Raw genomic sequence first — 25,264 nt, forward strand, 5'->3', positions numbered from 1 at the left:
CGGTCCACAATGGTCCGCGTCAGATCAGTCAATCGCTTCAGCAAGGAGCCGGCAGCGATGGCCCGCCGCAGCACGAAGACCCCGCCGCCCGACGATTCGTACGAGGAGAAGATCCTCGACATCGACGTCGTGGACGAGATGCGTGGCTCCTACCTCGAGTACGCGTACTCGGTCATCTACTCGCGCGCACTGCCGGACGCCCGTGACGGCCTCAAGCCGGTGCACCGCCGGATCGTGTACCAGATGAACGAGATGGGCCTGCGCCCCGACCGCGGCTATGTGAAGTGCGCGCGTGTCGTCGGCGAGGTCATGGGCAAGCTGCACCCGCACGGTGACGCGTCGATCTACGACGCACTGGTGCGCATGGCGCAGCCGTTCTCCATGCGTGTGCCGCTCGTCGACGGCCACGGCAACTTCGGCTCGCTGGGCAACGACGACCCGCCGGCCGCCATGCGGTACACCGAGTGCCGCCAGGCCGAGGCGACGAGCCTGATGACCGAGTCGATCGACGAGGACACCGTCGACTTCGCGCCCAACTACGACGGCCAGGAGCGCGAGCCGGTGGCACTGCCCGCCGCCTTCCCGAACCTGCTGGTCAACGGTTCCTCGGGCATCGCGGTCGGCATGGCGACGAACATGCCGCCGCACAACCTCGGCGAGGTGATCGCCGCCGCCCGCCACCTGATCCGGTATCCGAGCGCGGACCTGGACACGCTGATGAGGCACGTCCCGGGCCCCGACCTGCCCACCGGCGGCAGGATCGTCGGCCTGGACGGCATCCGGGACGCGTACGCGACGGGCCGCGGCACTTTCAAGATCCGCGCGACGGTGTCGGTGGAGACGGTGACAGCCCGCCGCAAGGGCCTGGTGATCACCGAACTGCCCTTCGCTGTCGGTCCCGAGAAGGTCATCGCGAAGATCAAGGACCTGGTCAACGCGAAGAAGGTCCAGGGCATCGCCGACGTGAAGGACCTCACCGACCGTGAGCACGGCCTGCGCCTGGTCATCGAGATCAAGAACGGCTTCGTGCCGGAGGCGGTCCTGGAGCAGCTGTACAAGCTGACCCCGATGGAGGAGTCCTTCGGCATCAACAACGTCGCCCTGGTGGACGGCCAGCCGCTCACGCTGGGTCTGAAGGAGCTGCTGGAGGTCTACCTCGACCACCGCTTCGACGTGGTCCGGCGCCGCAGCGAGTTCCGCCGCGGCAAGCGGCGCGACCGGCTGCACCTGGTCGAGGGCCTGCTCACCGCGCTGGTCGACATCGACGAGGTCATTCGGCTGATCCGGTCCAGCGAGAATTCCGCGCAGGCCAAGGAGCGCCTGATGGAGCGCTTCTCGCTGAGCGAGGTGCAGACGCAGTACATCCTCGACACGCCGCTGCGCCGGCTCACCAAGTACGACCGGATCGAGCTGGAGGCGGAGAAGGAGAAGCTCACCGCGGAGATCGCGGAGCTGACCCGGATCCTGGACTCCGACACGGAGCTGCGCAAGCTGGTTTCGGCCGAACTGGCCGCGGTGGCCAAGAAGTTCGGCACCGACCGGCGCACGGTCCTGCTGGAGTCCGCCGGTGCCACCGCGGCCACGGTGCCGCTGCAGGTGGCCGACGACCCGTGCCGGGTGCTGCTGTCCTCGACGGGTCTGCTGGCCCGTACGGCGACCGCCGAGCCGTTCACGGAGCAGGAGGGCGCCAAGCGCGTCAAGCACGACGTGATCGTCTCGGCGGTCCCGGCGACCGCGCGCGGCGAGATCGGGGCGGTGACCTCGGCGGGCCGGCTGCTGCGGATCAACGTGGTCGACCTGCCCCAGCTGCCGGACACGGCGGCGGCCCCGAACCTGTCCGGAGGCGCGCCGCTGGCGGAGTTCGTCTCCCTGGAGGACGACGAGACGGTGGTCTGCCTGACCACGCTGGACGAGTCGTCGCCGGGGCTCGCGCTCGGCACCGAGCAGGGTGTCGTCAAGCGTGTGGTGCCCGACTATCCGTCCAGCAAGGAGGAGTTGGAGGTCATCACCCTCAAGGAGGGCGACCGGATCGTCGGCGCGGTGGAGCTGCGCACCGGCGACGAGGACCTGGTGTTCATCACCGACGACGCGCAGCTGCTGCGCTTCCAGGCGTCCATCGTGCGCCCGCAGGGCCGCCCGGCGGGCGGTATGGCGGGCATCAAGCTCACCGAGGGCGCGAAGGTGATCTCCTTCACGGCCGTCGACCCCGCGGCCGACGCGGTGGTGTTCACCGTGGCGGGTTCGCGCGGCACGCTGGACGACTCGGTGCATACGACGGCCAAGCTGACACCGTTCGACCAGTACCCGCGCAAGGGCCGGGCCACGGGCGGCGTGCGCTGCCAGCGGTTCCTGAAGGGCGAGGACTGCCTGGCGCTGGCCTGGGCGGGACCGGCTCCCGCGCGCGCGGCGCAGAAGACCGGCACCCCCGCGGAGCTGCCGGAGCTGGACCCGCGCCGGGACGGCTCGGGCACGTCGTTGCCGAAGACGGTGTCGGTGGTCGCGGGGCCGGTGCTCTAGGCCTCGTAGGACACCGCGTCGGGCTCCTCCTCGGAGCCCTGGACATAGCGCAGGACGCCCCACATGCCGTGTTCGTCGGCGTGTGGGGCGTCGTTCTCGCACCCCTTGAGCTCCTGGCCGAGAGCCTCCGTGTCGATGCCGGAGCCGATCAGCACGAGCTGGGTGAGGCGGTCGCCGACAGCGCCCGGGGGCTCGGGGTAGAAGCGCAGGAACCGGCCGACGGCGTGCACGGCGTACCGGTTGAGGGGGTCGTACGGCCCGAATTCGACGTACCCCTTGATGCGGTACAGCCCCTCGGGCCGGCTGTCCAGGAACCGCATGAGCCGGCGGGGTTCCAGGGGGACCTGGGAGGTGAAGGACAGGCTGTCGTAGCCGGTGTGCAGATGACCGGCGTGCTCCTCGTGCCCGTCGTCCCCGGTGTGCTCGTGCAGGTCGTCGAAGGACAGCTGTCCGATCCGCTCCTCGCCCGGCCGGCAGTCGAAGAGGAACTCGGGGTCGATCCGGCCGTAGGTGGCGGGGACCACGGCGGCACGGTCCGTGAGGGACCGCACCAGGCCGAGGACCCGCTCACCGTCCGCGGCGCGGTCGAGCTTGTTGACCACCACCAGGTCGGCGAGGGCCAGGTGCCGGTCGATCTCGCGGTGCCGGGCACGGGTGTCGTCGAACTCGGCGGCGTCCACGACCTCGACCAGGCCGCCGTAGACGACCCTCGGATGCTCGCTGGCCAGCACCATCCGCACCAGTTCCTGGGGTTCGGCGAGCCCGCTGGCCTCGATGACGATCACGTCGATGCCGGTGTCGGGGTCGGCGAGCCGGTCCAGGTAGAGGTCGAGTTCGCCGGCGTCGACGGCACAGCAGAGGCAGCCGTTGCCCAGCGAGACGGTGGAGTCGCCGAGGGCGCCCGCGACGGCCATCGCGTCGATCTCGATGGCCCCGAAGTCGTTGACGATCGCCCCGATGCGGCTGCCTCCGCTGCGGTGCAGGAGGTGGTTGAGGAGTGTGGTCTTTCCGGAGCCCAGGAAACCGGCGAGCACGACGACCGGGATCTGCGGACCGCTGCTGTTCCCCAACGGGTGACCTCTCTGCTGTGGACGGGGCGGCCCCGGTGGACCGGGGCCCATCGGAGGCCGGGCCCCTGTGGACCGGCTGCCGGACCAGCATAAGAGGGCGCTGCGGTCGCCTCGCGCCGTCAGCGGGCGGCCGGTACCGCGACCGGCGGCTGCGGCCCCACGTACCGCGCCACCGGCCGGATGATCTTCGAGTCTGCCGCCTGTTCCAGGATGTTGGCGCTCCAGCCGACCACCCGTGCGGCGGCGAAGGTGGGGGTGAACATCTCGCGGGGCAGGCCGCAGAGTTCCATGACCACGCCGGCGTAGAACTCGACGTTGGTGTGCAGTTCGCGGCCGGGCTTCAGCTCGGCGAGGATCGCCTCGACCCGGCGCTCGACCTCCACCGCGAAGTCCACACGCGGACCGCCGAATCCGAGGGCGATCTCCCGCAGCATCCGCGAACGGGGGTCCTCCGTGCGGTAGACGGCGTGTCCGAAGCCCATGATCCGGTCGCCGGCGAGCACCCGCTCCCGGATCCAGGGGTCGATCCGGTCCGGGGTGCCGATGGCGTCCAGGGTGTCCAGGGCCCGGCTGGGCGCGCCTCCGTGCAGCGGACCGGACAGGGCGCCCACGGCTCCGGTCAGGCAGGCGGCCACGTCGGCGCCGGTGGAGGCGATGACGCGGGCGGTGAAGGTCGACGCGTTGAATCCATGATCAATGGTTGAGATCAAGTATTGCTCGACAGCACGCGCCCGCCGCGGCTCGGGTTCCTCGCCGTTCAACATGTACAGGTAGTTGGCCGCGTAGGACAGGTCCTCGCGCGGCTCGACCGGGTCGAGGCCCTGTCCGAGCCGGTACAGGGCGGTGAGCAGCGTGGGTACGGCCGCGCAGACCGCCACGGTGTCGGCGCGGCGCCGGTCCGCGTCGATGTCGTACACCGGTCGCAGGTCCCGCGCCGAACCCAGCAGCGACAGGGCCGTGCGCAGTCCGGACAGCGGGCCGGAAAGGCGGCTGGCCGCGGCGATCGCGGGCAGCGCCGCGCGGACCTCGTCGGGCAGCCGGCGCAGCGCCGCGGTCTCGGCGGTGAAGGCGGCGCGGCGCTCGGCGTCCGGGAGCGAGCCGTGCACCAGGAGATGCCAGACGTCCTCGAAGCCCCGGGTCCGCGCCAGTTCGACGGCCGAGTACTGGCGGTAGTGGTAGAAGCCCTCCCGCCCGCGGACGTCGCCGATCTCGGTCTCGGTGACGACGACGCCGGCGAGACCGCGCGGTGCGTCGATGAGCGGGGTTGCGGTCCTGTTGTTGGCCATGGTTCTCCTCCCTGGACTTGATCAGACTGTCCATGCTTGACTAATTCTTTGTCAATGTTGATTTAATCAATGTGGCGCGATCAAGATATGCGGAGGCGGCTACGGTGACCCCCATGCGCGATCACGAACCCGCTCCCCCCGGCCGTCCCGGGCGGAGGCTGACCACCAAGGAGACCGCCGAACTGCTCGGCGTGAAGCCCGAAACCGTGTACGCGTACGTGAGCCGCGGCCTGCTCAGCAGCAGACGCGAGCCCGGCGGTCGCGCCAGCACCTTCGAGGCGAAGGAGGTCGAGGCCCTCGCCCGGCGCCACCGGCGCGAGGCGGCCGTGAGCCCGGGCTCCGGCGGGGACCTCTCCGTCCGGACCCGGATCACGCTGATCGAGCGGGACCAGTACTTCTTCCGGGGCGTGGACGCCGTGGAGATGTCCCTGCGTCACTCCTACGAGGAGGTCGCGGAATGGCTGTGGACGGGCCGGCTGACCCCGGGCGTCACCTTCTCCGCGCCCGGACCCACCGTCGAGGTGGCCCGCCGCGCGGTCGACGCCCTGAGCGAGCACGCCTCCCCCACCGACCGGCTGCGCGTCGCGGCGATCGCCGCGGCGGCCGAGGACCCGCTGCGCTTCGACCTGTCGGAGGACGCCGTGCTGAACACCGCGCGGATCCTCATCCCGACCCTCGTGGCCGCGCTGCCGCCGGCCCGGCACGCCCACAAGGACGACGGCCCGCTCGCCCACCGGCTGTGGGCCCGGCTGACCGGCCGCCCCGCCGACGAGGCGTCGCTGCGCGTCCTGGACACCGCCCTCGCCCTGCTCGCCGACCACGACCTGGCCGCCTCCACGCTCGCGGTCCGCGTCGCCGCCTCGGCCCGCGCACACGCCTACGCGGCCGTCTCAGCCGGATTCGGCGTCCTGGAGGGCCCGCTGCACGGTGCCGCGAGCGGCATGGCCCACCGCATGCTGCTCGACGTCCTCGACCAGGGCACGGCGGTCCCGGTGATCGCCGACGAACTGCGCGCGGGCCGCCGCGTCCCCGGGCTCGGCCACCGGCTGTACACCGGCGAGGACCCCCGCGCGCGCGTGCTGTTCGGCCTCCTGGAGCAGGTCCCGCGCGCGGAGTCCGCCCTGCTCGCCGCCCGCGACATCGTCGCCACGACCGCGCGGCACACCCCGCTGCACGCCAACGTCGACCTGGCCCTGGCGGTGTTCACCGCGTCCAGCGGCATGGCGGCCACGGCAGGCGAGACGATCTTCGCCGTCGCACGGACGGCGGGCTGGATCGCGCACGCCCTGGAGGAGTACGGCGAGCGCCCCCTGCGCATGCGCCCCGTCGGCCACTACGTCGGCCCGCGGCCTCCCCAGCCCCTCCCGGAGTAGGACACTACGACGGCCGGAAGTCGCCGCGAAGAGAGTCAGGTTAGGCTCACCTCTGTGAGTAGGTGCGCGACCGTCTCCCGAAGCCTCGACGAGCCCGTTTCCGGTACGGCGGCCACGGCGACGACGTGGCTGCTGCTGGAACAGGCCGGCCCGTGGGGCGCCACGGCGCTCACTTCGAGCCACCTCGACCCCGCACTGGGCCGGGCCCTGGAGTCGGCCGCCGAGGGAACCGGCGTACGCGTCGCGCTCATCCGGCGCCCCGGACGTCACGCCGACCCGGGCAGGCCCGCCGTCCGGCAGCTGTACGCCGCCCACACCGTGCCGGGCCGCGTATGGCTGCACAGCGCAAGGATCCGCGACCCCCGGCGGCTGCTCGGGCTCGACTTCGCCGCCCTCGGAGCAGGTGACCACCGTTCCTTCGGTACCGCGCTCGGCGGGCGGCCGCACCGCGGCGACCCGCTCGCGCTCGTGTGCACCAACGGCAAGCGGGACCGCTGCTGCGCCCTCCTGGGCCGCCCCCTGGCCGCCGAACTGGCCGCCTCCGGAGTGCGCGGCGTCTGGGAGGTCACCCATCTGGGTGGACATCGCTTCTCGCCGACGGTGCTCGTGCTGCCGTACGGCTACGCCTACGGCCGCGTAGAGGCGCACACCGTCAAGGAGGCGCTGCACGGTGTCCAGGAAGGGCGCGTCGTGGTCGAGGGGTGCCGCGGGTGCTCGGCCTGGGAACGGCCCTGTCAGGCGGCCGAGCTGGCCGTCCGGTCGGCCGCGGGCGAGTACCGGGCGGAGGTGCTGGGCGTCGTACGGACCGAAGGCCGGGCTCCGCGCTGGGAGGTCACCGTCGGACACGCCGACGGCCGGCGCTGGCGGGTGACCGTGGCCCAGGGCGCGTCGCTGCCGCCCCGTCCGGAGAGCTGCGGCGCGGCGGTGCTGGGGACGCCCGCGCGGATGGACGTGGTCGACGTGCGCGAGCTGAGGCCCACGGCGCTGGCGAGCTGAGCGGCCACCTCGTTCAAGAACCGGCCAAGAGATCCCCACCACACCCCCTGGGGCGTGCTGATCCCTTCCACGTACCGTCATGGGTATGAGCCCCACGCCCTCCGCACGCCGTCTGCGCCTCGGTATGCCACGGCGGGTCTTCTCGCAGGTGCTGCTGATGCAGGTGGCGATCGCCGCGGGGGTCGCGGTGCTCGCGACCGGGCTGTTCCTGGCGCCGCTGAGCAAGCAGCTGGACCAGGAGGCGATGCGCCGCGCGCTGGCCATCGCCGAGACCACGGCCCAGGACCCGCAGATCGCCGAGGGCGTCCTGACCACCCCGCCGACTCCGGACGGCCCGGTGCAGAAGGAGGCCGAGCGGATCCGGAGGACCACGCACGCCGAGTACATCGTGGTGCTGGACCGGCACTGGCTGCGCTGGTCGCACCCCACCACCTCGCAGATCGGCCAGCAGGTCTCCACGAGTCCCGAGGACGCCCTGAACGGCCATGAGGTCATGGAGATCGACAAGGGCACCCTGGGCCGATCCGCGCGCGGCAAGGTGCCGCTGTACGACGCCCACCACCGCATCATCGGGGCGGTCTCGGTCGGTATCGCCTACGACAGTGTGCGGGCGCGGCTGATCAGCGCGATCCCGGGGCTGTTCGCGTACGCCGGGGGCGCTCTCGCGGTGGGTGCGCTGGCCGCCTGGCTGATCTCGCGCCGGGTCCAGCGGCAGACCCGGGACCTGGCCTTCTCCGACATCTCGGCGCTGCTCGCGGAGCGGGAGGCGATGTTGCACGGCATCCGTGAGGGCGTGGTCGCCCTCGACCGCGGCGGCCGTATCCGCCTGTTCAACGACGAGGCGCGGCGGCTGCTGGGCATCGGCGACGAGGCCGTCGGACAGACCCCCGACGAGGCACTCGGCGCAGGCCGTACGACGGACGTGCTGGCCGGCCGGGTGACCGGCACCGACCTGCTCACCGTGCGCGGGCAGCGGGTGCTGGTCGCCAACCGCATGCCCACCGACGACGGCGGCGCCGTGGCCACCCTGCGCGACCGCACCGAGCTGGAGCAGCTGGGGCGCGAACTGGACTCCACGCGCGGGCTGATCGACGCCCTGCGCGCCCAGGACCACGAACACGCCAACCGCATGCACACCCTGCTCGGACTGCTGGAACTGGAGATGTACGACGACGCCGTGGAGTTCGTCGGCGAGGTCGTCGGCGACCACCGGGTCACCGCCGAGCAGGTCACCGAGAAGATCCAGGATCCCCTGCTGGCCGCACTGCTGGTCGGCAAGGCGACCGTGGCGGCCGAGCGCGGTGTCGCACTGTGGGTGTCGGAGCGCACCAGGCTGCCGGACCGGCTGATCGATCCGCGGGGTCTGGTCACGGTGGTGGGCAACCTGGTGGACAACGCCCTCGACGCGGTCGCCGGCACACTGCACGCGCGCGTGGAGGTCGAGTTGCGCACCGAGGGACGTACGGTCGTGCTCAGGGTCCGCGACACGGGCCCCGGAATCCCGGCCGAACAGCGGGAGTTGATCTTCACTGACGGCTGGTCCACCAAGAAGCCGCCCGCGCACGGAAAGCGGGGCATCGGGCTCTCGCTGGTGCGCCGGCTCGCCGAACGGCAGGGCGGGACCGCGAGGGTGGACGCGGCGGACGGCGGCGGTGCGGAGTTCACCGTGGTTCTGCCGGAGGCGCTGACCGATCCCGAGCTGGAACCCGCGGTACTCAAGGAGTCCGCCGAGCCTGCCGCCCTCACCGGGGAGGAGGCCCGATGATCGAGGTCCTGGTCGTGGACGACGACATCCGCGTCGCCCGGGTCAACGCCGCGTACGTGGCGAAGGTGCCGGGATTCCATGTGGCCGGCGAGGCGCACAGCGCGGCCGAGGCGCTGCGCCAGGTGGAGGCGCTGCCGTGGCTGGACCTGGTCCTGCTGGACCACTACCTGCCCGACGACACCGGTCTCGCGGTCGTGCGGGAGATGCGCCGGCGCGGCCACCAGACCGACTTGATCATGGTGACGGCGGCGCGGGACGTGTCGACCGTCCAGGCCGCGATGCGGCAGGGGGCGCTGCAGTACCTGGTGAAGCCGTTCGCCTTCGCCGGTCTGCGCGCCAAGCTGGAGGCGTACGCGCAGCTGCGGCGCACCCTGGACGGCGGCGGCGAGGCCGAGCAGGCCCAGGTGGACCGCATCTTCCGCGCCCTGTCCGCGCCGTCGGAGCCAGAACTGCCCAAGGGGCACTCCCCCACGACGGCCGAGCTGGTGCGCCAGGCGCTGATGAACGCCGGAGGGCCGCTGTCCGCCCAGGAGACCGCCGAGCGGACCGGGGTGAGCCGGCAGACGGCCCAGCGGTATCTGAAGCTCCTGGAGCGCACGGGACGGGCGCGGCTGACCCTCAAGTACGGCGACGCGGGCCGCCCGGAACACCGTTACGTGTGGGCGACCCGCGGCTGAGCGGGCTCGTCTGCTTGGCGGCTGCTTGGCAGCTACTTGGCAGCGTTGACGAACTCGGTCGTGTAGGTCTTGCTCAAGTCGACCTTGGCGTTCTTGATGTTGGGGTTGAACGACTTGAGGACCTTCTCAACGGTCTCCGGGCCGCCCTGGGGCATCACGCCGTCGTCGGTGAACATCGGCAGGGTGCTCTTGATGGCCTGTGCGTAGAGCGTCTTGTTGCCCTGGGAGTAGTCGGCGGGCATCTTCGCGGCGATCTCGTCGGCGCTGTGGGTGGACATCCACTTGAGCGTCTTGACGAATGCGTTGACCAACTTCTGGACGGTGTCCTTGTGTCCGTTGACCCAGTCCGTCTGCATGTACAGACTTGACGACGGGTACGGCCCGCCGAGTGCCTTCTGCGAGCCCTCGGGGGTGCGCATGTCGAGGAGGATCTTGCCGGCCTTCTTGTCCAGAACGGTCGCGACGGTCGGGTCGGTGGTCATACCGCCGTCGATCGCCCCCTTCTGCAGGGCCGCGATGAACGTGGGCCCTGCCCCCACGGCCACGGGCGAGAACTCGCTGACGTTCACGCCGTTCTTGACCGCCAGGTACTTGGTGAGGAAGTCGGTGGAGGAACCGAGACCGGTCACGCCCAGCTTGCGGCCCTTGAAGTCCTTGGGCGAGGTCAGGTCGCCGGCCGCCTTGTTCGAGACGACCTCGACCTCGCCGGGCGCGTGCGAGAACTGCACGACCGACTCCACCGACTTGCCCTTGGTCTGCAGATCGAGGGTGTGGTCGTAGAAGCCGACCGCTCCCTGCACCTGGCCGGAGACGAGCGCGGTCTCGGCCTGGACACCGGCGGGCTCGCTGAGGAGTTGGACATTCACACCCTCGGCCTGGAAGTAGCCGAGGCGCTGGGTGAGCATGGCGGGCAGGTAGATGACCTTGTCCAGGCCACCGACCATGATCTTGACCGTCTCACCCTTGCCGCCGCCGCTTCCGGTGTCGACGGTGGAGCCGGCCGCGTCGTTGGCGCAGGCGGTGAGCGAGGAGAGGGCGAGCAGGCCGGCGGCGGCCAGGGAAGCGTATCTGGCGGTGTTGCGCATGCGGTTCACGTCCTTGTGAGAGGGCGGTGCGGGGAAGGCGTGGGGGGCGGGTCTGCTCCGGGGCGGGGCCGGTCAGTCGTCGGAACCGGCGGGCTTCCAGCGGAAGATGCGGCGCTCGGCGAAGGTGAGCAGTCCTTCGGCGGCGAGGGCGACGACCGCGAGGATGGCCATCGCGGCGTACACACCGGCCGAGTTGAAGGTGTTCTGCGACTGCGAGACGAGCAGGCCGATGCCCTTGGTGGCGCCGATGTACTCGCCGACGATGGCGCCGATGAGCGCGAAGCCGAAACTGACGTGGAGGCTGGTGAAGATCCAGGAGGTGGCCGACGGGATGACCACCTGGAGCGTGACCCGGCGGTCGCTAGCGCCCAGGATGCGGGCGTTGGCCACCAGGTTGCGGTCCACCTCCCGGGCGCCCTGGAAGGCGTTGAAGAACACCGGGAAGAAGACCAGCACGACGGCGGAGGCGACCTTGGAGGACGGCCCGAGTCCGAACCAGATCAGGAAGATCGGCGCCAGGACGATCCTGGGGATCGAGTTGAGCACCTTGATGTATGGACCAAGGACCTCGGCGAGCAATCTGATCCGCCCGAGCGCAATGCCGAGCAACACACCGGCAACCACACCGAAGACCCAGCCGAGGAGTGCCTCGTAGAGGGTGTACCAGATCTGTTCGCCCAGCGATCCGAGCGCGGTTCCGTGCATCACCCAGGTCCAGATCTGGTCCCAGATCTGCGACGGCATCGAGAAGTTGAACGGATCGATGATCTTGGCCCGGGACAGCCCTTCCCACAGGCCGAGCACGGCCACCAGGAGGAGGACCCGCGCGGCGGAGACGACCAGCTTGCGTCTGCGGGCGGCCTGGGCCCGCGACTCGGCGCGGCCCGGGACCTTGGCCGTGTCGACGACCGGCGCGTTGATGACCTCAGGCGACATGAGCGGCACCCCTCTCACGGGTGATGCGGACCTCTTCGCCGAGGGACTCCCAGATCTCACGGTAGATCTCGATGAACCGCGGCTGAAGGCGCACCGACTCGACCTTGCGCGGCCGGGGCAGGTCGATGTCGAAGACCTGCTTCACGGTCGCGGGTCCGGCGGTCATCACGACGACCTTGTCGGCGAGCGCGATGGACTCCTCCAGGTCATGGGTGACGAAGACGACGGAGGCTCCCGTGCCCTCCCACAGTTCCAGCAACTCGTCCGACATCAGGGCCCGGGTCTGCACGTCCAGCGCCGAGAACGGCTCGTCCATCAGCAGGATCTCGGGGTCGTTGACGAACGTGGCGGCGAGGGCGACGCGCTTGCGCTGACCACCGGAGAGCTGGTGCGGGTAGCGGTCCTCGAAGGCGGCGAGTCCGACGCGGGCCAGCCACTCCCGTGCCTTCTCCTTGGCCTCGGCCTTGGGTATGCCCCGGAAGCGCGGGCCGGCCATGACGTTGGACAGGACCGTGCGCCAGGGGAACGTGGCGTCCTGCTGGAAGACGAAGCCGACCTTGTCGCCGACGCCGTCGACCGGCTCGCCGGCCACCAGCACGTCGCCCTCGGTGGGCTCCTCCAAGCCACTGACCAGCGTCAGCGTGGTGGACTTGCCGCAGCCGGTCGGTCCTACGACAGCCACGAACTCGCCGCGTCGGACGGTGAGGTCCAGACCGCGCACGGCCGTGTGCAGTCCCCCTGACGGGGTTCTGAAGGTCTTGCTCGCGCCCCGCAGCTCAATGGCGGGGCTGGTGTGTGCGCTCATGGCCCGGGACGGTAGGTGTGGCCCCGGCCACAGCAGGAGTCTTGTGAGCACAAGCCTTTCTTTTGCTCGCAAGAGCCTGTTGTGCTCATTTTGCTCGCGCTAGAACTGCGGAGCACGAAACACGGGCTTAACGCTCGCCGGCCTTAGGAGAGGCCTGATGATTGACGTCCTGGTCGTGGACGACGACTTCCGCGTCGCTGAGATAAACGCCAAGTACGTGGGAAAGGTTCCCGGCTTCCGGGTGGCCGCCCGCGCGCACAGCGCCGCCCAGGCCCTGACCGCCGTCGAACGCGGCGGCATCGACCTGGTCCTGCTCGACCACTATCTGCCCGACCGGACCGGTCTCGACCTGGTGCATCTCATGCGGGAGCAGGGCCACGGCACGGATGTCATCATGATCACCGCGGCCAGTGATGTGACGACCGTCCAACAGGCGATGCGCCTGGGCGCCCTGCACTACCTGGTCAAGCCCTTCACCTTCGCCGCCCTGCGCGCCCGCCTCGACTCCTATGCCGCCCTGCGTCGCACGGTGGACCGCGTCGGCGGCCGGGGCCTGACGGGGCAGGAGCAGGTCGACCGGATCTTCGGGGCGCTGCGCACCACTGCCGCACCGTCGGCGCCCGGCCTGCCGAGCGGCCACTCTGAGCCCACGACCGATCTGATCTGCGGCGTTCTGCACCGCGCGGACCAGCCGCTGTCGGCCCACGAGGTGGCCGCCAGGACCGGCCTGAGCCGCTCCACGGCCCAGCGCTACCTCCGCCACCTGGAACAGGTCGGCCGCCTCCGGCTCTCCCTGAAGTACGGCGACACCGGCCGGCCCGAGCACCGGTACGCCTGGGTGGCGCCTTAGGGTGAGCCGCGCGCCCTGCTACGCAGCCCCGGCGCCGGTCAGCGACCGTACCTCCGTCTCGGCGTACTTGGCCTCGTCCGCGGCCTCGACCGAGGTGACCGTGCCGAGCCAGCCGGCGAGGAAGCCGAGCGGGATGGAGACGATGCCCGGGTTCTGCAAGGGGAAGTACTGGAAGTCGACGTCCGGGAAGAGCGAGGCCGGGCTGCCGGACACCACCGGCGAGAGCAGCACGAGTCCCAGCGCCGGGATCAGCCCGCCGTACACGGCCCACACCGCTCCGCGGGTGGTGAAACCCCGCCAGAACAGCGAATACAGCAGCACCGGAAGGTTCGCCGACGCGGCGACGGCGAACGCCAGACCGACGAGAAAAGCGACGTTGAGATCACGGGCCAGCAGACCGAGCGCGATCGCCACGACGCCGATGCCGACCGCCGCCCACCGCGCCACCGCCACCTCGCTGCGCACCGTGGGGCGCGAGCGCCGCAGCGACGCGTACAGATCGTGCGCCACCGACACCGATGAGGCGAGCGTGATGCCGGCGACCACGGCGAGGATCGTGGCGAACGCGACGGCGGCGACGACCGCGAAGAGAACCGTTCCGCCAGTGGAACCCGCGCCGCCGCCCAGCTCGAGCGCGAGCAGGGGCACCGCTGTGTTCCCTGCCGCGTTCGAACCGCGTACCGCATCCGGCCCGACGACCGCGGCCGCTCCGAAGCCGAGCACGATCGTCATCAGGTAGAACCCGCCGATCAGCCCGATCGACCACACCGCGGAACGGCGGGCGGCCCGCGCGGTGGGCACCGTGTAGAAGCGCGACAGGATGTGCGGCAGTCCCGCCGTGCCCAGCACCAGGGCGAGTCCCAGGCTGATGAAGTCCAGGCGTGCGGTCCAGGTGCCGCCGTACTTGAGGCCCGGCGCCAGGAACGCCCTTCCGTGACCGCTGCGCTCGGCGGCCGTGAGCAGCAACCGGTCGACGTCGCCGTGGAAGCGCAGCAGGAGCAGCACGGTCAGCGCGATCGTGCCGCTCAGCAGCAGGACCGCTTTCACGATCTGGATCCAGGTGGTGGCCCGCATCCCTCCCAACGACACATAGATCACCATGAGCGCCCCGACCCCGATGACCGCCCAGGCCCCGGCAGCCCCGCTCGTCCGCCCCAGCAGCAGCGCCACCAGGCTGCCCGAGCCGACCATTTGTGCCACCAGATACAGAACGGACACCATCACCGAGGAAGTTCCCGCCGCGATCCGCACCGGCCGCTCACGCATCCGCGCGGCCACCACGTCGGCCAGCGTGAACCGCCCGCAGTTACGGACCAGTTCGGCCACCAGGAACAGCACCACCAGCCAGGCCACGAGAAAGCCCACGACGTACAGCATCCCGTCGTACCCGTACAGCGCGATCAGCCCGGTGACCCCGAGGAAGGAGGCGGCCGACATGTAGTCACCCGCGATGGCAAAACCATTCTCCATCGGAGAGAACAACCGCCCTCCCGCATAGAACTCCTCGGCCGAACCGTGCCGGCGACGGCTCACCCACGTCGTGATCCCGAGGGTGACGGCCACGAAGCCGCTGAACAGCAGCAGCGCCAGCGTCTGGTGGTGACCGGTCACGAGGCGTCTCCCCGTGCTCCGCGGGTCAGTTCCTGGGTGTCCCAGCGCAGCTCCAGCGCCGCCCGGTCCCGACGCAGCCGCGCATGCCGTGTATAGGCCCAGGTGAACAGGAACGTGGTGACGAACTGTCCCAGCCCGGCCAGCATGCCCACGTTCACCGCCCCGGCCACGGGCCGGGCCATGAGCCCCGGAGCTGCCGTGGCGGTGACCAGATAGCTCACGTACCAGACGAGGAACACGGCGACTGCCGGTACGACGAACCGCCGGTACCTGGTGCGCACCTCCTGGAAGGCTGCGCTGCGCTGCACCTCGGCGTACACGTCCCGGGCACGGACGGACGTTCCGCTCCGCTCCGCGCGAGCGGGCGGCACGGCCGGCGCCGGCACACCGGTGCCGTCCAGCTCGCCCCAGCACGAGGCCGACGCGTCGTGCCAAGGGTCCTCGTACGCCGCGTCGCGGGAGGGCGGCACGTCATGGTCTTCCCGGTTCTCGGCCGAGCTCTCGGGACCGTCCCCGGCTCCCCGAGGACGATCGTTGCTTGACTGCATGCCCAAGGATGGACAGACCGGGAAGATCTCCGACTCTTCTTCCCTGGGCTCTTCACCCCATCAGGTGATTCACTGCGCGGGCGGCCGCACCAGCCCCTTGCTGTAGGCGTAACGCACCGCCTGCGCCCGGTCCTTGAGTCCCGTTTTGGAGAAGAGATTGTTGATGTGTGTCTTCACGGTCGCGGTCGACACATGCAGCCTGCGGGCGATCTCCTGGTTGCTGAGTCCTTCGGCGATCAGCAGCAGGACCTCGGTCTCCCGCGCGGTCAGTCCGTCGGGCGGCGCATCGGCGGTCACCGGCGGGCCGGGCTCGGGCTGTGACAGCCGCTCCAGCAGCCGGCGTTGGACGCTCGGCGACAGGCCCGCGTCCCCCGACAGCACGCTTTCCACGGCACGCACGATCTCGTCACCTCCTGCGTCCTTGGTCAGATAGCCCCGGGCGCCGGCGCGCAGCGCGGGGAACAACGACTCGTCGTCCGCGAACGTGGTGAGCACCACGACCTGGGTCCCGGGGTACTGCGCCCGGATCCGCCGGGTGGCCTCCACGCCGTCACAGCGGGGCATCCTGAGATCCATCAGGACGACGTCCGGTGCCAGTTCCGCCACCAGGCGCACCGCCTCCTCGCCGTCTCCCGCGGCACCCACGACCTCCACGCCGGGCAGCAGCCCGAGCAGCATCACGATGCCCTCCCGGACCACGGTCTGGTCGTCGGCGACCACCACCCGTGCGGGCTTCTTCTCCCCTTCCGTCTCCGTCATACGGGCACCTTCAGCGTCACCACGAACCCCTCCTCGCCCGGCCCCGCGTCCAGAGAGCCGCCCAGCAACTCGGCACGCTCCCGCATGCCCAGCAGACCGTATCCCCCTCCTGACCCCGTCAGTTCACCCGGCCGCCCGCCCGAGTCCCGTACCTCCAGGGTCACTTCGTGCCGGCTGTAGTCGAGCCGCAGCTGCACCTTGGCTCCGTGCGCGTGCTTGCGGACGTTCGTCAGCGCTTCCTGGGCCACTCTGCGCACGGCCTGGGAGGCCTCGGCCGGCAAGGGCCTGCGGTCACCCGTCACGGTGACCTCGGCGCCGTCGGCTCCGCTGACGAGTTCGCTCAGAAAGTCCTCCAGCGGGGTCAGCTCGCCCCGCAGCGCGGACAGAGCCTGCCGGGTCTCGGCGAGTCCGTCGCGAGCCATGCCCCGCGCGGCCACCACCCGCTCCAGGATCCGCTCGCGGTCCGCGCCGTTCTCGATCAGCAGCCGGGCCGCCTCCAGGTGCACCAGCTGCGCCGAGAGGCTGTGGGCCAGTACGTCATGGATCTCTCGTGCGATCCGCGCTCGCTCGCCCAGCGCTGCGGACTCGGCTTCGGCTGCCCGGGCGGCGCGCTCCTGGGCAAGGAGCCGCTGCGCGTTGCCGCGGGCCTCCGCGTCCAGCCGCAGGACGTATCCGGCGAGGGCCATGCCGGCCACGGTGGCGGCCGTGGTCAGCCACGCGTCGTTGTTGAACACGGAGTACGAAGCCAACGCGACCGACGCGACGGGTGCTGCTGCTCCCAGCGGGAGCCGTTCCAGGGCGCTGATTCCGCAGCCGCACCAGAGCACCAGGGCCGGCGCTCTGAATCCCGTGGTCTCGGCGACGACGGCGATCCCCAGGAGGATGCCGATGAGCGCGAGGGAGGGCACCAGCCGGTGCTGGTAGGTGGTCCGGAAGAAGGCCCAGGAGACGAGAGCGGCGAGGAGTACTCCCGCCGCTGCCGCGAGTCCGCTCCAGACGCCGACATGCCTCTGGCTGAAGGCGCTCCACAGCAGCAGTGCGAGCACGAGCAGTCTCACGGCCCAGGCGATCATGCGCCGGGGGCGGGAGGTTCCCTCGCGGCCGAGCGCCTCTCGCGACGGCCAGCGGGTCAAGGCGTACTCCGTCACGCGCGCTCCTTCCGGGCCGACCGCACGTCGTCACCGTACGCCGGGGCCGGACGGTCCGCGGTGCCGAGGGACTGCGCCCGCCAGACCAGGATGCCGTCGCGGACCAGCAGAGTGGTGCCGAGGGTGAGCATCAGAGCGGAGCTGTTCTGGTGCAGGCCGAGCGCGAGGCCGAGGGCGAAGAGACCGATCCGCAGGGCGATGCCCACGCCCCATACGGCGAGGCTTGCCTTGGTGCTCTTGGTCCAGACGACGCCGTCCGGGGCCGTCCAGACGCGGGTCGTCCACGCCCAGCCGGCGCCGGTGGCCACGCCTATGAGCAACTCCACCGCGAGCAGTACGGCGGATTCCGCGCGGTGATGGGCGTCGAGGATGCCGGGCTCGCGCAGCGCGACGACGGCGAGGATCACCGGGAGGAGCCACCAGCGCCGGTCGGTGTTGATCGCGCGGGCGCGGAACTGCCGCGCGATCACGGTGGCGGCGACCGCCACGATCACCAGCGCGTTGACGAGCCCGGACATCGGATCCTCCGTGAGCAAGAAGGTGGTGCCGGGAGCGGGCGCTGCCGACACCTACGAAGCTACGGAAAAGCACAGGTCGGGAGATCGGCGCCGGGGTGGATCAAGGGTGGAAACCTGGAGCGGTTGGTCTCCACCCACGGGTGTAGAGACCGAGCAGGGGCAGAAGCGGGGTGGGGCGAAGGCAGTGGTCGGACATGGCGACGTACCGGGGCGACCGGCGCAGGCGACGCGGACTCCCACCCGACCGTGGCAGGAGTGCCGACATGGGCGTGGAATGGGTGAGCCGACGGACGACCAACACGACGGCGGCCACGACCGACCACACCCCGCCGGAACCCGAACACCCCCCGAGCGACCACCCGGCCGGCGAAGAACGACCGATCATCACCCTTCGCCGGCCGACAAGCCCCGTCGGCCCCTGCTGCAGCCGCCTCCGCTCGTGCCGCACGCCTCAGGCAGGCCCTTTCAGCCCGCCCAAGGAAAGCACCCCGTTGGCCGAAGCCCCGTCGGCCAAGGCCCAGCGCAGCGGCTACGCGTCGATGCGCGACCGGTCCAGCGTCGCCGCCGAGCTGGAGATGAACTCCTTGCGCGGCGCCACGTCATTACCCATCAGCAGGTCGAATACCTGTTCGGCGGCCTCCAGGTCGGAAAGGTTGATCCGCCGCAGGGTGCGGTGACGCGGGTCCATCGTGGTCTCGGCCAGCTGGTCGGCGTCCATCTCGCCCAGACCCTTGTAGCGCTGGATGGAGTCCTTGTACCGGATGCCCTTGCTCTGGAACTCCATGAGCTTGTCGCGCAGCTCGCGGTCCGAGTACGTGTAGACGTACTTGTCCTGGCCCTTCTTCGGCTGGACGACCTCGATGCGGTGCAGCGGCGGCACCGCGGCGAAGACCCGGCCGGCCTCGACCATCGGCCGCATGTAGCGCTGGAACAGCGTGAGCAGCAGGCAGCGGATGTGGGAGCCGTCCACATCGGCATCGGTCATCATGATGATCTTGCCGTAGCGGGCCTGGTCGATGTCGAAGGTACGGCCCGAGCCGGCTCCTATGACCTGGATGATCGAACCGCACTCGGCGTTCTTGAGCATGTCGGTCACCGACGACCGCTGCACGTTGAGGATCTTGCCGCGGATCGGCAGCAGAGCCTGGAACTCGGAGTTCCGCGCCAGCTTGGCCGTACCGAGCGCGGAGTCGCCCTCGACGATGAACAGCTCGCTGCGGTCGACGTCGTCGCTGCGGCAGTCGGCGAGCTTCGCCGGCAGGGAGGAGGACTCCAGGGCGGTCTTGCGCCGCTGGGCATCCTTGTGCTGGCGGGCCGCGACGCGGGTACGGGCGGCGGCCACCACCTTCTCCATGACGACCCGGGCCTGGGCGGCGGCGTCCCGCTTGGTGGCGGTCAGGAACGCCTTCAGCTCCTTGGTGACCACGTTGTTCACGATGCGGCGGGCCGCCGACGTGCCGAGGACCTCCTTGGTCTGGCCCTCGAACTGCGGCTCGGCCAGGCGCACGGTGACGACGGCGGTGAGGCCCTCCAGGGCGTCGTCCTTGACGATGTTGTCCTCGGCCACCCGCAGCATCTTCTTGGCCCGCAGTACGTCGTTCATCGTCTGGGTGAGGGCCTGCTCGAAGCCGGCGACATGGGTGCCGCCCTTGGGCGTGGCGATGATGTTGACGAAGGAGCGGACCGTGGTGTCGTAGCCCGTGCCCCAGCGCAGCGCGACGTCGACGCCCAGCTCGCGCGTGACCTCGGTGGGGGTCATCTGGCCGTGCTCGTCCAGGACCGGGACGGTCTCCTTGAAGGTGCCCTGGCCCGAGAAGCGCAGCACGTCGCAGACCGGCCTGTCGCCCGCCAGGTACTCGCAGAACTCGCTGATGCCGCCGTCGAAGCGGAACGACTCCTCGCCCTTGCTGCCGCCCTCGCCGAGGCCGAACTCGTCGCGGACGACGATGGTCAGGCCCGGCACGAGGAAAGCGGTCTGGCGGGCGCGCTGGTGCAGGTTCTCCAGGGAGAGCTTGGCGTCCTTGAGGAAGATCTGCCGGTCGGCCCAGTACCGCACGCGCGTGCCGGTGCGGGCCTTGGGGATCTTCTTGGTCTTGCGCAGGCCGCTCTTGGCCTCGAACTTCGCGTCGGCACCGTCGGCAGCGAAGGCGCCCGGCACACCGCGCCGGAAGCTGATGGCGTGCGTGTGGCCGCCACGGTCCACCTCGACGTCGAGGCGGGCGGAGAGGGCGTTGACCACGGAGGCGCCGACGCCGTGCAGACCGCCGGAGGCGGCGTACGAGCCACCGCCGAACTTGCCGCCGGCGTGCAGCTTGGTCATGACGACCTCGACGCCGGACAGGCCGGTCTTGGGCTCCACGTCCACGGGGATGCCGCGGCCGTTGTCCCGCACCTCGACGGAGCCGTCGTCGTGGAGGACGACATCGATGTGGTCGCAGTAGCCGCCGAGGGCCTCGTCCACGGAGTTGTCGATGATCTCCCACAGGCAGTGCATCAGACCGCGGCTGTCGGTCGAGCCGATGTACATGCCCGGGCGTTTGCGCACGGCTTCGAGGCCCTCGAGGACGAGCAGGTGCCGCGCGGTGTAGTTGGAACCGTCCCGGTCTGCTCCTGCCAGCAGCGCTGTGGACGGCACGGACGTATCGGCGGTCACGCGGTTCGCTCCTCGCTGAATTTCAGTTGGCCCCCTACTGGGTAAGGGGACGGCTTCGGTCGCCGCTCAGAGGGTACCGAGGCCTGGTAGAGCCGGTGTAACGCCACCCTCGTCGAGAACTCAGACTAGTCCAAGCTCGCATACACGTTCGATCCCTCGATGGGGTGAAGTACACATCACGTTCCCTTGGAGGCATGAACCATTTAGGCTCCGGGCACGTCCTCATGAACAACCGGCAACCCGGCCGGGAGGACCAAGACCCACCACCGCGCGAAACCGTAAGCACCCAAGAGACGCACTACGGCACATTCGCCGCCAACCGGCAGCAACCGGCCGCCCCGGAAGATTTTTTTCGAGGAAAAGCCACGAGCGGGAACGTTTTCGGGCTGGTTGGATGTTGACCCTGGTACGACAGCTCGTCGAGCTAGAGAAGAGGCGACGTGACTACTGTTCTGACCCCCGCGAGCCCGCTGACGGCCGCCGATCGCTGCGACCGCTGCGGCGCCCAGGCATACCTGCGCGTCGTCCTGCTGAGCGGCGGAGAACTGCTCTTCTGCGCCCACCACGGTCGCAAGTTCGAGCCGGAACTCAAGAAGATCGCCGCTGAGATACAGGACGAGTCGGAGCGGCTGACCTCCGTTCCGAACAACACCGCTGCTTCTGAAGAAGAGCGCTGAATCTCGCATACACGACGAGCCAGCCCCGGCACAGGCCGGTGAACGGGCGGTCGCTCCTCTCGAGGAGCGACCGCCCGCGTCATTGCCGTGAACGCTTCAGGAGCGCCCGTGGAGCCGTTTCTGGCTCCCTGAGGCCGCCCCCAGGCCTTGTACGACGTCGGACACACGCGTGTAGACGCCGGGCTTGCCCGGCCTGCCGCAGCCGCTCCCCCAGGACACGAGCCCGATCAGCCGCCCTGCGGCCACCAACGGGCCGCCGCTGTCGCCCTGGCAGGCGTCCGGGCCGCCGGCCGGTTCTCCGGCGCAGAGCATGCTGTCGGCGCGGTAGCTGCCGTCGGGGCCGCCCGGGTAAGCGCGGGTGCAGAGGTCGTCGGCCAGCACGCGCACGCGTGCGGCGTGCAGCGTGTGCGGGTAGGCACCCGCGCCCGTGATGTCCCCCCATCCGGAGACCAGGCCCTGGGTGCCTGGCGCGTAGGCCGGGTCACCCGCACCCGCCATGGCGACGACCGCACTCTGCGGCAGTTCCCTGGCGAGAGTGAGCACGGCGAAGTCGCCGGCGTGGGTCTCGCTGTCGTATCCCGGGTTGATCCGGACGTCACGTACGGCGATCTCCTCGCCCCCGTCCGACAGCAGATCGGTGCGGCCCGCGATGATCCTCAGGTCGCGCACGCGGCTCGGCGGGGCCCCGAGGACGTCTTCGCCCACGCAGTGAGCCGCGGTGAGCACCGTCGTGCGGGCGACCGCCACGCCGCCGCAGAACTGGCCCGCCCGCGTACCGCCGAACCGGTCACGGCTGGACAGCGCGACCGTCCACGGGGCCTGGGAGACGTCTATCGAAAAGCCACCGACGACAATGCTGTCGGCGGCCACAGGGGTCGCGTTGACCAGGGGTATCACGGTCATGGTGGCCGCCAGGGCAAGCGGCCGGATCAGTGACCGGGCAACGGAAAGACGCATGCAGGCTCCTCACTCTGGGCTGGTACTGGGACACCCAGGGTGATCCACGACACGGCTGCGCGCAGCGCGAAGGCCCGGCTCCCGCGGGGGAGCCGGGCCTTCGCCGTCGTACGACTGCGACCTAGTCGAGGTAGTCGCGCAGCACCTGCGAACGCGACGGGTGGCGCAGCTTCGACATGGTCTTGGACTCGATCTGGCGGATGCGCTCCCGCGTCACGCCGTACACCTTGCCGATCTCGTCGAGGGTCTTCGGCTGACCGTCGGTGAGACCGAACCGCATGGAGACGACGCCGGCCTCGCGCTCGGACAGGGTGTCCAGAACGGAGTGCAGCTGCTCCTGCAGGAGCGTGAAGCTGACGGCGTCGGCGGGGACGACGGCCTCGGAGTCCTCGATCAGGTCACCGAACTCGCTGTCGCCGTCCTCACCCAGCGGAGTGTGCAGCGAGATGGGCTCGCGGCCGTACTTCTGGACCTCGATGACCTTCTCCGGGGTCATGTCGAGTTCCTTGGCCAGCTCCTCCGGGGTGGGCTCGCGGCCCAGGTCCTGGAGCATCTGGCGCTGCACACGCGCGAGCTTGTTGATGACCTCGACCATGTGCACCGGGATACGGATGGTGCGGGCCTGGTCGGCCATGGCGCGGGTGATGGCCTGACGGATCCACCAGGTGGCGTACGTGGAGAACTTGTAGCCCTTGGTGTAGTCGAACTTCTCGACCGCGCGGATCAGACCGAGGTTGCCCTCCTGGATGAGGTCCAGGAAGAGCATGCCGCGGCCGGTGTAGCGCTTGGCCAGGGAGACCACCAGGCGGAGGTTGGCCTCCAGGAGGTGGTTCTTGGCGCGGCGGCCGTCCTCGGCGATGATCTCCAGCTCGCGCTTGAGCTTGGGCGCCAGCTTGTCGGCGTTGGCCAGCTTGTCCTCGGCGAACAGACCCGCCTCGATGCGCTTGGCGAGCTCGACCTCCTGCTCGGCGTTGAGCAGGGGGACCTTGCCGATCTGCTTCAGGTAGTCCTTGACCGGGTCGGCGGTGGCGCCGGCCGCGGCGACCTGCTGGGCGGGCGCGTCGTCCTCGTCCTCGTCGGACAGGACGAAGCCCGCGTTCTCGGCGCCCTCGGGCTCGTCGGCGACCTTGGTGTCCTCGAGAACCTCGTCCTCGAGAAGCTCGGCGTCGTCCTTCTTGCCCGTGGTCTTCTTTGCGGCCGTCTTCTTTGCGACGGTCTTCTTGGCGACCGCCTTCTTGGCGGTCGTCTTCTTAGCCGCGACCTTCTTGGCGGGTGCGGCTTCCTCTGCGGAATCGGCCGCGATCGGAGCGGCGGGCGCCGCGGGGGCGGCCGTGGTGGCGGTGGCGTTCCTGGTCGTCACCGTCTTCGCCGCGACCGTCTTGGTGGCGGTTCGCTTCGCCGGACTCTTCGCTGCGACGCTCTTGCGGGTGCGCTTGGGCTCTGCGGCACTGACCATCAGCGTCACACCCTCTTCCTCAAGAATCTGGTTGAGGCTGCGCAGTACGTTCTTCCACTGAGTGGCCGGAATCTGGTCAGCTTCGAAGGCCCGACGCACATCGTCGCCGGCGATCTGCCCCTCAGCCTTTCCCCGCTCAATGAGCGCCATGACAGAGACGGACTCGGCGATCTCCGGCGGGAGCGTACGGGATGTGCTGGCCGACACGAACAACCTCTCGGAACGTTGGAAAACGGCTTCCGGCACCGTCCACTGCGGACAGGAGCCGACCACCGGCCTGGGGATGGGCCGACGGCGCGGGCGGGGCCGGGAAGATGCACAGCGCCTGTCATGGCGTCCGTATTCCCTTCGCGGCTGTCACCTCTTAGGTCATCGCGCTGTTTCCAGGAGCGTTACGCCCAATCTGCGTGGCCCGAGTCACACCCCGTAGGCCATCAAAAGCAGTCAGACATAGACATATGAGATCAATCTGGGCTCATACCCGGTCGCGCGCATGACCTCGGAGACCCCTCGCACCGCTGGACCCCGCCGGACCGCACAGGGTCCGGCAGGGTCCGGCGACGGCCAGCATCCGAGTCCGGCGCCGCCGCGAGCACCACGAGGATGCCACGCACCGGCGACCGCACCGCCTTGGCCGCGGAGGTCAGTGCTCGCGCGGCGCGGGCACCACGCGCTCGACCTCGGGGTGGACCGTGAGCAGTTGACGCATGGCCGCCTCGGCCGCCGTGCCGTCGCCGGTACCGAGCGCGTCGACGATCCGCGCGTGCTGCGCGAGGGACGCCTCGTTCGGCCGGTCACATGACGTGACCGGGCCGCCCGAGACCTGCAGCGCGGCCGAGACGATGCCGGAGAGGTGCTCCAGCATGCGGTTGCCGGCGATCTGGATGAGCATGGAGTGGAACTCGCTGTCGGCGCGCGAGTACGTGAGCGCGTCGCCCTGCGCCATGGCGTGGCTCATGATCTCGACCATGTCACAGAGGCGCTGCTGCACCTCCTCGCGCCCGTGTCCGGCGGCGAGCCGGGCGGCGAGTGGCTCGATCGTCCAGCGCAGCTCGCTCAGCTCGCGGCGCTGGTCGTCGCGCTGGGGGCCGAAGGCCCGCCACTCGATGATGTCCGGATCCAGCAGGTTCCAGTCGCTGACGGGACGTACGCGCGTGCCGACGTTCGGGCGGGCGCTGACGAGGCCCTTGGCTTCGAGGACGCGGAGGGACTCACGGACGACGGTGCGGGAGACCTCGAAGCGCTGGCCGATCTCCTCGGGCACCAGCGGACGGTCGGCGCCGAGGTCGCCGGAGACGATCATCTGGCCCAGCTGCTGGACGAGCTGGCCGTGCAGTCCACGTCCGCGGCTGCCCGCGGCACGACGGCCGACGCGGCCCAGGTCGGGGTCCGCGCCTTCCCAGGAGGGCGCTGCGACGCGATCACCCACCTGGGACTCCGCGTAGGGGTAGCGGTCGAGATCGCCCGGGCCGGCCAGACCGGAGTCGGTGGAGCGGGCGGCGGTCATCATGGTGTGCGCAAGGGTACTCACGGATCCTTTGTCGGCGTCGCCTCCAACTCCCTTGAGGTCTTTGGTG

The 25,264-nt window shown here is 70.2% G+C and carries 21 protein-coding genes; 7 read left to right on the plus strand and 14 right to left on the minus strand.

The genetic code is table 11. From position 1 onward, the window contains the following. Positions 1 to 57 precede the first annotated feature (57 nt). Complete coding sequence (locus ABZ624_RS26315) at positions 58 to 2,517, plus strand: DNA topoisomerase IV subunit A (RefSeq protein WP_360093752.1); 2,460 nt, start codon at positions 58 to 60, stop codon at positions 2,515 to 2,517. Here the strand turns inward: ABZ624_RS26315 and ABZ624_RS26320 are convergent. Further along, positions 2,514 to 3,587 carry a GTP-binding protein gene (locus tag ABZ624_RS26320; RefSeq protein ID WP_360093755.1) on the minus strand — a complete coding sequence of 358 codons (1,074 nt, stop codon included), beginning with the start codon at positions 3,585 to 3,587 and terminating at the stop codon, positions 2,514 to 2,516. The genes ABZ624_RS26315 and ABZ624_RS26320 overlap by 4 nt on opposite strands. 119 nt (positions 3,588 to 3,706) lie before the next feature. Further along, entirely contained in the window at positions 3,707 to 4,873 is a 1,167-nt protein-coding gene (locus ABZ624_RS26325; RefSeq protein WP_360093758.1) for a citrate synthase/methylcitrate synthase, read from the minus strand. A gap of 113 nt (positions 4,874 to 4,986) precedes the next feature. Between ABZ624_RS26325 and ABZ624_RS26330 the strand changes: the two genes are divergently transcribed. From ABZ624_RS26330 to ABZ624_RS26345, 4 genes are all read left to right on the plus strand, one after another. Then, positions 4,987 to 6,246, plus strand: a complete 1,260-nt coding sequence (locus tag ABZ624_RS26330) for a citrate synthase (RefSeq protein ID WP_360093761.1) — start codon at positions 4,987 to 4,989, stop codon at positions 6,244 to 6,246. Between the two features lie 54 nt (positions 6,247 to 6,300). Then, on the plus strand, positions 6,301 to 7,242 hold the full coding sequence (locus ABZ624_RS26335) for a sucrase ferredoxin (RefSeq protein WP_360093764.1): 942 nt from the start codon (positions 6,301 to 6,303) through the stop codon (positions 7,240 to 7,242). A gap of 85 nt (positions 7,243 to 7,327) precedes the next feature. Further along, positions 7,328 to 9,007, plus strand: coding sequence for a sensor histidine kinase (locus tag ABZ624_RS26340; RefSeq protein ID WP_360093767.1), 1,680 nt, complete (start codon positions 7,328 to 7,330; stop codon positions 9,005 to 9,007). Further along, on the plus strand, positions 9,004 to 9,684 hold the full coding sequence (locus ABZ624_RS26345) for a response regulator (protein WP_360093770.1): 681 nt from the start codon (positions 9,004 to 9,006) through the stop codon (positions 9,682 to 9,684). Before ABZ624_RS26340 ends, ABZ624_RS26345 begins: the two co-directional genes overlap by 4 nt. Before the next feature lie 32 nt (positions 9,685 to 9,716). On the opposite strand, the gene ABZ624_RS26350 is transcribed toward ABZ624_RS26345, so the two are convergent. The 3 genes from ABZ624_RS26350 to ABZ624_RS26360 form a co-directional block, all read right to left on the minus strand. Beyond that, complete coding sequence (locus ABZ624_RS26350; RefSeq protein WP_360093773.1) at positions 9,717 to 10,769, minus strand: ABC transporter substrate-binding protein; 1,053 nt, start codon at positions 10,767 to 10,769, stop codon at positions 9,717 to 9,719. A 72-nt stretch (positions 10,770 to 10,841) separates the two neighbouring features. Then, entirely contained in the window at positions 10,842 to 11,705 is an 864-nt protein-coding gene (locus ABZ624_RS26355) for an ABC transporter permease (protein WP_360093776.1), read from the minus strand. Then, positions 11,695 to 12,510, minus strand: a complete 816-nt coding sequence (locus tag ABZ624_RS26360; RefSeq protein WP_360093779.1) for an ABC transporter ATP-binding protein — start codon at positions 12,508 to 12,510, stop codon at positions 11,695 to 11,697. Before ABZ624_RS26360 ends, ABZ624_RS26355 begins: the two co-directional genes overlap by 11 nt. Before the next feature lie 157 nt (positions 12,511 to 12,667). Here ABZ624_RS26360 and ABZ624_RS26365 point away from each other — a divergent pair, with 157 nt between their 5' ends. Next, the gene (locus ABZ624_RS26365) at positions 12,668 to 13,360 is read left to right on the plus strand and encodes a response regulator (protein WP_360093782.1); all 693 of its coding nucleotides are present in this window, start codon (positions 12,668 to 12,670) and stop codon (positions 13,358 to 13,360) included. Between the two features lie 18 nt (positions 13,361 to 13,378). On the opposite strand, the gene ABZ624_RS26370 is transcribed toward ABZ624_RS26365, so the two are convergent. The 6 genes from ABZ624_RS26370 to ABZ624_RS26395 all read right to left on the minus strand — a co-directional run bounded on the left by ABZ624_RS26370 (position 13,379) and on the right by ABZ624_RS26395 (position 20,597). After that, the gene (locus tag ABZ624_RS26370; protein WP_360093785.1) at positions 13,379 to 14,971 is read right to left on the minus strand and encodes a cation acetate symporter; all 1,593 of its coding nucleotides are present in this window, start codon (positions 14,969 to 14,971) and stop codon (positions 13,379 to 13,381) included. Then, positions 14,968 to 15,519: a DUF485 domain-containing protein gene (locus tag ABZ624_RS26375; RefSeq protein WP_360093788.1), complete on the minus strand. Its 552-nt coding sequence runs from the start codon at positions 15,517 to 15,519 to the stop codon at positions 14,968 to 14,970. Before ABZ624_RS26375 ends, ABZ624_RS26370 begins: the two co-directional genes overlap by 4 nt. A gap of 69 nt (positions 15,520 to 15,588) precedes the next feature. Then, positions 15,589 to 16,278: a response regulator transcription factor gene (locus tag ABZ624_RS26380; protein ID WP_360093791.1), complete on the minus strand. Its 690-nt coding sequence runs from the start codon at positions 16,276 to 16,278 to the stop codon at positions 15,589 to 15,591. Further along, a complete protein-coding gene (locus ABZ624_RS26385) occupies positions 16,275 to 17,426 on the minus strand; it encodes a histidine kinase (protein ID WP_360093794.1) in 1,152 nt (383 codons plus the stop codon). Before ABZ624_RS26385 ends, ABZ624_RS26380 begins: the two co-directional genes overlap by 4 nt. Beyond that, a complete protein-coding gene (locus tag ABZ624_RS26390) occupies positions 17,423 to 17,944 on the minus strand; it encodes a DUF1453 domain-containing protein (protein WP_360093796.1) in 522 nt (173 codons plus the stop codon). Before ABZ624_RS26390 ends, ABZ624_RS26385 begins: the two co-directional genes overlap by 4 nt. A gap of 529 nt (positions 17,945 to 18,473) precedes the next feature. After that, entirely contained in the window at positions 18,474 to 20,597 is a 2,124-nt protein-coding gene (locus ABZ624_RS26395; protein ID WP_360093799.1) for a DNA topoisomerase IV subunit B, read from the minus strand. 440 nt (positions 20,598 to 21,037) lie between these two features. Between ABZ624_RS26395 and ABZ624_RS26400 the strand changes: the two genes are divergently transcribed. After that, positions 21,038 to 21,274 carry a hypothetical protein gene (locus ABZ624_RS26400; protein ID WP_360093802.1) on the plus strand — a complete coding sequence of 79 codons (237 nt, stop codon included), beginning with the start codon at positions 21,038 to 21,040 and terminating at the stop codon, positions 21,272 to 21,274. A gap of 96 nt (positions 21,275 to 21,370) precedes the next feature. Here the strand turns inward: ABZ624_RS26400 and ABZ624_RS26405 are convergent, their stop codons facing one another. The 3 genes from ABZ624_RS26405 to ABZ624_RS26415 all read right to left on the minus strand — a co-directional run bounded on the left by ABZ624_RS26405 (position 21,371) and on the right by ABZ624_RS26415 (position 25,218). Further along, positions 21,371 to 22,231, minus strand: coding sequence for a serine protease (locus tag ABZ624_RS26405; protein ID WP_360093805.1), 861 nt, complete (start codon positions 22,229 to 22,231; stop codon positions 21,371 to 21,373). A gap of 121 nt (positions 22,232 to 22,352) precedes the next feature. Continuing rightward, on the minus strand, positions 22,353 to 23,894 hold the full coding sequence (locus tag ABZ624_RS26410; protein ID WP_360093808.1) for an RNA polymerase sigma factor: 1,542 nt from the start codon (positions 23,892 to 23,894) through the stop codon (positions 22,353 to 22,355). A gap of 436 nt (positions 23,895 to 24,330) precedes the next feature. Further along, positions 24,331 to 25,218, minus strand: coding sequence for a FadR/GntR family transcriptional regulator (locus ABZ624_RS26415; RefSeq protein WP_360093811.1), 888 nt, complete (start codon positions 25,216 to 25,218; stop codon positions 24,331 to 24,333). Between the last annotated feature and the right edge of the window lie 46 nt (positions 25,219 to 25,264).

Source organism: Streptomyces sp. NPDC007205 (genome assembly GCF_040634095.1).
GTDB lineage: Bacteria > Actinomycetota > Actinomycetes > Streptomycetales > Streptomycetaceae > Streptomyces.